Raw genomic sequence first — 1,859 nt, 5'->3', positions numbered from 1 at the left:
GAGGGGCTTGGACGCGATCCGCATGCGGGCGAGATATTCTGCTTCCGTGGCCGTCGCGGCGATCTGGTCAAGATTTTATGGCACGATGGGGTGGGCATGTCGCTCTATCTGAAACGCCTTGAGACGGGAAAGTTCATCTGGCCGGCAAGCGGCTCTGGGGAGGCTGTGCAGATATCGACGGCCCAGCTTGGATATCTTCTGGAGGGGATAGACTGGCGCAATCCGCGCTGGACGCAACGCCCTGCAAAGGTTGGATAAATCTCGGTCATAGCCCTGTTTTGCATGGGCATTACCGAACCGGCATGGTAGATCGTGACCATGTCTGATGTCGCCTGCGAACTCGAGAAACTGCGCGCCGAGCTGGCGGCCACAAAGGCTGAGCTGGCCCAGTCAAATGCCGTGGTGTCGGCATCAGAGGCGCTGATCGCAGGCCTGAAGCTCGAGATCGCGATGCTCAAGCGCGACAAGTATGGTCGCCGCGCCGAACGCACCGCCCGGCTGATCGACCAGCTCGAGTTGCAGCTCGAGGAGATGGAAACCACCGCGGCCGAAGATGCCATCCGCGCCGAACAGGCGGCGGAGAAGACGACGAAGGTTGCAGGCTTCGAGCGGCGCAAGCCGGTGAAGAAACCGTTCCCCGAGCATCTGCCGCGCGAACGGGTCGTGGTCGAGGCCCCCTCGGCCTGTGCGTGCTGCGGGTCCGAGCGGATCGTGAAGATGGGCGAGGATGTCACCGAGACGCTGGAGGTGGTGCCGCGCCAATGGAAGGTGATCCAGACCGTCCGCGAGAAGTTCACATGTCGCGATTGCGAGAAGATCAGCCAGCCGCCCGCTCCCTTCCATCCGATTCCGCGGGGATGGGCGGGTCCGAGCCTGCTCGCCATGATCGTGTTCGAGAAGTTCGGGCAGCACCAGCCTCTGAATCGCCAGGCCGACCGCTATGCCCGCGAAGGTGTGGACCTCAGCCCGTCCACGCTGGCCGACCAGGTCGGCGCGGTGACCGAATTGCTGAAACCGCTGCATGCGCTGATCGAGGCCCATGTCATGGCGGCCGACCGATTGCATGGCGACGATATCACCGTGCCGCTGCTGGCCCGGGGAGGAACGAAGACGGCCCGGCTCTGGACCTATGTGCGCGACGACCGCCCCTTTGGTGGAACCGCGCCGCCGGCGGTGGTCTTCCGCTTCTCCCGCGATCGGGGCGGGGAACATCCAACCGGGCACCTGAAAGGTTGGCAGGGCGTCCTGCAAGCTGACGCCTATGCCGGATACAACCAGCTTTATGATCCGAAACGAGTGCCGGGGCCGGTTGCTTCGGCCCTGTGTTGGGCCCATGCACGCCGCAAGTTCTTCGAACTGGCCGACGTAGAGCGGAACATCCGCAAGGGCAAGAACGCCAAGGAGATCTCGCCGATCGCGTTCGAGGCGGTGAAGCACATCGATGCCCTGTTCGAGATCGAGCGCGACATCAACGGCAAATCCCCCGCCACACGCCTCGAGGCGCGGCAACGCCTGTCGGCCCCGCTGGTCGCCGATCTGGAATGCTGGCTACGCAGCGAACGGGCGCAGCTGTCGAAGCATGCCAAGGTCGCCAAGGCGATCGACTATCTGCTGTCGCCAAATCACTGGCCAAGCTTCACCCGGTTCCTCGAGGACGGTCGCATCTGCCTGACCAACAATACCGCCGAAAGATCGCTGCGCGGTGTGGCCCTCGGCAGAAAATCATGGCTCTTCGCCGGGTCCGAACGGGGCGGACAGCGCGCCGCCGCCATGTATTCCCTGATCGGCACGGCAAAATTGAACGACATCGATCCGCAGGCCTGGCTCGCCGACGTCATCGCCCGCATCTCCGACATGTC

The 1,859-nt window shown here is 63.7% G+C and carries 2 protein-coding genes; both read left to right on the top strand.

The window, feature by feature from the left end; genetic code table 11:
- A partial coding sequence (gene tnpB / locus BSG08_RS19135) for an IS66 family insertion sequence element accessory protein TnpB (protein WP_093039435.1) occupies nt 1-258 on the top strand: 258 nt, incomplete at its 5' end.
- A 60-nt stretch (nt 259-318) separates the two neighbouring features.
- A partial coding sequence (tnpC, locus tag BSG08_RS19130) for an IS66 family transposase (RefSeq protein ID WP_093039434.1) occupies nt 319-1,859 on the top strand: 1,541 nt, incomplete at its 3' end.

It is taken from the genome of Roseovarius azorensis, from assembly GCF_900109455.1.
Lineage (GTDB): Bacteria > Pseudomonadota > Alphaproteobacteria > Rhodobacterales > Rhodobacteraceae > Roseovarius > Roseovarius azorensis.
The sequence above is the reverse complement of the archived record's forward strand: the minus strand, read 5'-3'. Positions and strand labels throughout refer to the sequence as shown.